The following is a 5688-nucleotide window of genomic DNA, read 5'->3' as shown; positions in this document are numbered from 1 at the left end:
CGATGGCCACCCAGTGTCTGGGTGGCCATCGTGAATGGTGTCCGGCGGTGTCCTACTCTCCCACAGGGTCCCCCCTGCAGTACCATCGGCGCTGAGAGTCTTAGCTTCCGGGTTCGGAATGTGACCGGGCGTTTCCCTCTCGCTATGGCCGCCGTAACCCTGGCGACGCACCCGCCCGGGAGACCCGGGGATGGGTGGTCAAATCGTGGGTTACACGCCGTGCGTGTATTCAGTTATGATCCACACCCCGGTGAGGGGGTGTGGGGTGCCCGTCTTCTGGGAACCACAAAGTGGACGCAAGCAATCTCTGGCCACTCCTACCAGCCTTTACAACGGTATGAGTGTAGTGATTATCAAGTTATCGGCTTATTAGTACCGGTCAGCTCCGACAGTCTTTAGTCCTGTCTTCCACATCCGGCCTATCAACCCAGTCGTCTGGCTGGGAGCCTCTCCCCCGAAGGGATGGAAATCTCATCTCGAAGCCGGCTTCCCGCTTAGATGCTTTCAGCGGTTATCCGTTCCGAACGTAGCTAATCAGCGGTGCTCCTGGCGGAACAACTGACACACCAGAGGTTCGTCCATCCCGGTCCTCTCGTACTAGGGATAGATCTTCTCAAATTTCCTGCGCGCGCAGCGGATAGGGACCGAACTGTCTCACGACGTTCTAAACCCAGCTCGCGTACCGCTTTAATGGGCGAACAGCCCAACCCTTGGGACCTACTCCAGCCCCAGGATGCGACGAGCCGACATCGAGGTGCCAAACCATGCCGTCGATATGGACTCTTGGGCAAGATCAGCCTGTTATCCCCGAGGTACCTTTTATCCGTTGAGCGACAGCGCTTCCACAAGCCACTGCCGGATCACTAGTCCCGACTTTCGTCCCTGCTCGACTTGTCAGTCTCACAGTCAAGCTCCCTTGTGCACTTACACTCGCCACCTGATTGCCAACCAGGTTGAGGGAACCTTTGGGCGCCTCCGTTACTCTTTAGGAGGCAACCGCCCCAGTTAAACTACCCATCAGGCACTGTCCCTGAACCCGATCAGGGTTCGAAGTTAGATATCCAGAGTGACCAGAGTGGTATTTCAACGATGACTCCACGAACACTAGCGTGCCCGCTTCACAGTCTCCCACCTATCCTACACAAGCCACACCGAACACCAATACCAAACTATAGTAAAGGTCACGGGGTCTTTCCGTCCTGCTGCGCGTAACGAGCATCTTTACTCGTAATGCAATTTCGCCGAGTTCGCGGTTGAGACAGCTGGGAAGTCGTTACGCCATTCGTGCAGGTCGGAACTTACCCGACAAGGAATTTCGCTACCTTAGGATGGTTATAGTTACCACCGCCGTTTACTGGGGCTTAAATTCTCAGCTTCGCCTTGCGGCTAACCGTTCCTCTTAACCTTCCAGCACCGGGCAGGCGTCAGTCCGTATACATCGTCTTGCGACTTAGCACGGACCTGTGTTTTTAGTAAACAGTCGCTTCCCACTGGTCTCTGCGGCCATCGAACGCTCCCGGAGCAAGTCCGTTCACGCCTCAGGCCCCCCTTCTCCCGAAGTTACGGGGGCATTTTGCCGAGTTCCTTAACCACGATTCTCTCGATCTCCTTGGTATTCTCTACCTGACCACCTGAGTCGGTTTGGGGTACGGGCGGCTAGAACCTCGCGTCGATGCTTTTCTTGGCAGCATAGGATCACCGATTTCGACTTGCGTCTACCCATCAGATCTCAGGCTGTGTGAACGACGGATTTGCCTATCGTTCGCCCTACATCCTTAGACCGGGACAACCATCGCCCGGCTCGGCTACCTTCCTGCGTCACACCTGTTAATACGCTAAACGCACCAGCATGGGGTCGTACGCTAGGCCCAACGCTTCACCCCGAAGGGATCCATCACAGGGATTCAGATACTTAGCACTACTGGATTGTCTTGGGCGGTTCTTCGCCGGTACGGGAATATCAACCCGTTGTCCATCGACTACGCCTGTCGGCCTCGCCTTAGGTCCCGACTTACCCAGGGAAGATTAGCTTGACCCTGGAACCCTTGGTCTTCCGGAGGACGGGTTTCTCACCCGTCTTTCGCTACTCATGCCTGCATTCTCACTCGTGTGGCGTCCACGGCTGGTTCACACCGCCGCTTCACTCGCCACACGACGCTCTCCTACCCATCAACACGGCTGGACCACGAAGGCCTACCACTAATGTCAATGCCACAACTTCGGTGGCGTGCTTGAGCCCCGTTACATTGTCGGCGCGGAATCACTTGACCAGTGAGCTATTACGCACTCTTTCAAGGGTGGCTGCTTCTAAGCCAACCTCCTGGTTGTCTGTGCAACTCCACATCCTTTCCCACTTAGCACGCGCTTAGGGACCTTAGTTGGTGGTCTGGGTTGTTTCCCTCTCGACTATGAAGCTTATCCCCCACAGTCTCACTGCTGCGCTCTCACTTACCGGCATTCGGAGTTTGGCTGACGTCAGTAAGCTTTTGGGCCCCATCGGCCATCCAGTAGCTCTACCTCCGGCAAGAAACACGCAACGCTGCACCTAAATGCATTTCGGAGAGAACCAGCTATCACGAAGTTTGATTGGCCTTTCACCCCTATCCACAGCTCATCCCCTCCATTTTCAACTGAAGTGGGTTCGGTCCTCCACGACGTCTTACCGTCGCTTCAACCTGGCCATGGATAGATCACTTCGCTTCGGGTCTAGACCCTGCGACTCAAAACGCCCTATTCGGACTCGCTTTCGCTACGGCTGCCCCACACGGGTTAACCTCGCCACAGAGCACTAACTCGCAGGCTCATTCTTCAAAAGGCACGCCGTCACCCCAACAAGGAGGCTCCGACGGTTTGTAAGCAAACGGTTTCAGGTACTATTTCACTCCCCTCCCGGGGTACTTTTCACCTTTCCCTCACGGTACTTGTCCGCTATCGGTCATCTGGGAGTATTTAGGCTTATCAGGTGGTCCTGACGGATTCACACGGGATTTCTCGGGCCCCGTGCTACTTGGGATACTCTTCACGCCATAACACCATTTCGACTACGGGGCTCGCACCCGCTCTGGCCAGGCATTCAAACCTGTTCGTCTATGATGCGCTGTAACGTTCCGTGCTCGGCAGAACACGACGAAAAGTCCCACAACCCCGACCATGCAACCCCTGCCGGGTATCACACATGGCTCGGTTTAGCCTCTTCCGCGTTCGCTCGCCACTACTAACGGAATCACTGTTGTTTTCTCTTCCTGTGGGTACTGAGATGTTTCACTTCCCCACGTTCCCTCTACCCGCCCTATATATTCAGGCGGGAGTCACCAGGTCACCACAAGGGGCCTGGCGGGGTTTCCCCATTCGGAAATCCTCGGATCACAGCTCGTTTATCAGCTCCCCGAGGCTTATCGCAGATTACGACGTCCTTCTTCGGCTCCAGATGCCAAGGCATTCACCGTTTGCTCTTATGAACTTGCTAATCACATGAGTTAAGAAACTACAACTCGAAAAGTTGCAGATCCAATGATTTGCATGACCGCAGCCCGAAAGCCGCGCCATGCGAATCTTGTCGATCCGACACCTGCGAAGGTGACGGATCTAAGATGCTCGCGTCCACTGTGTAGTTCTCAAAATACGGGCGGTACCCCTCCCCCATGCACCCAGGCATGAGAAAAGGATCCAGAAGGTTCGAGATCCGAACCGCTCCCGAAGAAGCAGCCGGCCCGGTCCCTCAGGACCCAACAGCGTGCATGCACCCGACTCCACCCATCCATGCGTTCCCAACCCGAAGGCTGTACTGACACGAGACGAATCTCACCGAGCACCTAGTTCAATGTTCCACCCATGAGCTACCAGCAAAGACATGCGCTTTGATCTGGCGCCTGGAACCCACAACGCTCCGAAGAACGCGAGGTCCAGATGCTCCTTAGAAAGGAGGTGATCCAGCCGCACCTTCCGGTACGGCTACCTTGTTACGACTTAGTCCTAATCACCGATCCCACCTTCGACAGCTCCCCCCTTGCGGTTAGGCCACTGGCTTCGGGTGTTACCGACTTTCATGACTTGACGGGCGGTGTGTACAAGGCCCGGGAACGTATTCACCGCAGCGTTGCTGATCTGCGATTACTAGCGACTCCGACTTCATGAGGTCGAGTTGCAGACCTCAATCCGAACTGAGACCGGCTTTTTGGGATTCGCTCCACCTTACGGTATCGCAGCCCTTTGTACCGGCCATTGTAGCATGCGTGAAGCCCAAGACATAAGGGGCATGATGATTTGACGTCATCCCCACCTTCCTCCGAGTTGACCCCGGCAGTCTCCTATGAGTTCCCACCATGACGTGCTGGCAACATAGAACGAGGGTTGCGCTCGTTGCGGGACTTAACCCAACATCTCACGACACGAGCTGACGACAACCATGCACCACCTGTATACCGACCTTGCGGGGCAACCATTTCTGGAAGTTTCCGGTATATGTCAAGCCTTGGTAAGGTTCTTCGCGTTGCATCGAATTAATCCGCATGCTCCGCCGCTTGTGCGGGCCCCCGTCAATTCCTTTGAGTTTTAGCCTTGCGGCCGTACTCCCCAGGCGGGGCGCTTAATGCGTTAGCTGCGACACGGAAACCGTGGAAAGGTCCCCACATCTAGCGCCCAACGTTTACGGCATGGACTACCAGGGTATCTAATCCTGTTCGCTCCCCATGCTTTCGCTCCTCAGCGTCAGTTACGGCCCAGAGAACTGCCTTCGCCATCGGTGTTCCTCCTGATATCTGCGCATTCCACCGCTACACCAGGAATTCCATTCTCCCCTACCGCACTCTAGTCTGCCCGTACCCACTGCAGGCCCGAGGTTGAGCCTCGGGTTTTCACAGCAGACGCGACAAACCGCCTACAAGCTCTTTACGCCCAATAATTCCGGACAACGCTTGCACCCTACGTATTACCGCGGCTGCTGGCACGTAGTTAGCCGGTGCTTTTTCTGCAGGTACCGTCAAACCGAAGTCCTTCTTCCCTACTAAAAGAGGTTTACAACCCGAAGGCCGTCATCCCCCACGCGGCGTTGCTGCATCAGGCTTTCGCCCATTGTGCAATATTCCCCACTGCTGCCTCCCGTAGGAGTCTGGGCCGTGTCTCAGTCCCAGTGTGGCCGGTCACCCTCTCAGGCCGGCTACCCGTCGTCGCCTTGGTGAGCCATTACCTCACCAACAAGCTGATAGGCCGCGAGTCCATCCTTGACCGAAAAACTTTCCACCCACACCCGATGCCGGGGCAGGTCGTATCCGGTATTAGACGCCGTTTCCAGCGCTTATCCCAGAGTCAAGGGCAGGTTACTCACGTGTTACTCACCCGTTCGCCACTAATCCACCCAGCAAGCTGGGCATCATCGTTCGACTTGCATGTGTTAAGCACGCCGCCAGCGTTCGTCCTGAGCCAGGATCAAACTCTCCGTAAAAAAATTACGACCACCAACCCCGAAGAGCCGGCAATCAAGTTTGACCAAGGCAAATACGACATCATTGCTGACATCAATTTCCAAAGGAACCCAACCAATCAACCGAAACCACCCCGAAAGACAGAAACAGAATCAATGGACGAGGTTATATATTATTTGGCATTGAACATAGTGCACGCTGTTGAGTTCTCAAGAATCGGACACACCCCGCCTCCACGCACAAAGCGCTTCACAACGAGAGTGATCGA

General features: G+C 55.4%; 3 rRNA genes. All 3 read right to left on the bottom strand.

Going from position 1 to position 5688, the window contains the following annotated elements:
- Positions 1 to 39: 39 nt before the first annotated feature.
- Positions 40 to 156: ribosomal RNA gene (gene rrf / locus B9Y99_RS18380) — 5S ribosomal RNA — on the bottom strand.
- Between the two features lie 193 nt (positions 157 to 349).
- Positions 350 to 3466: ribosomal RNA gene (locus tag B9Y99_RS18375) — 23S ribosomal RNA — on the bottom strand.
- A 451-nt stretch (positions 3467 to 3917) separates the two neighbouring features.
- Positions 3918 to 5440, bottom strand: a 16S ribosomal RNA gene (locus tag B9Y99_RS18370).
- Together the 16S, 23S and 5S rRNA genes form the textbook arrangement of a ribosomal RNA operon.
- Positions 5441 to 5688 lie beyond the last annotated feature (248 nt).

Source organism: Rathayibacter oskolensis, assembly GCF_900177245.1.
Lineage (GTDB): Bacteria > Actinomycetota > Actinomycetes > Actinomycetales > Microbacteriaceae > Rathayibacter > Rathayibacter oskolensis.
Note: the sequence above shows the minus strand (reverse complement) of the source record. Positions and strands in the feature narration are given on the sequence as shown.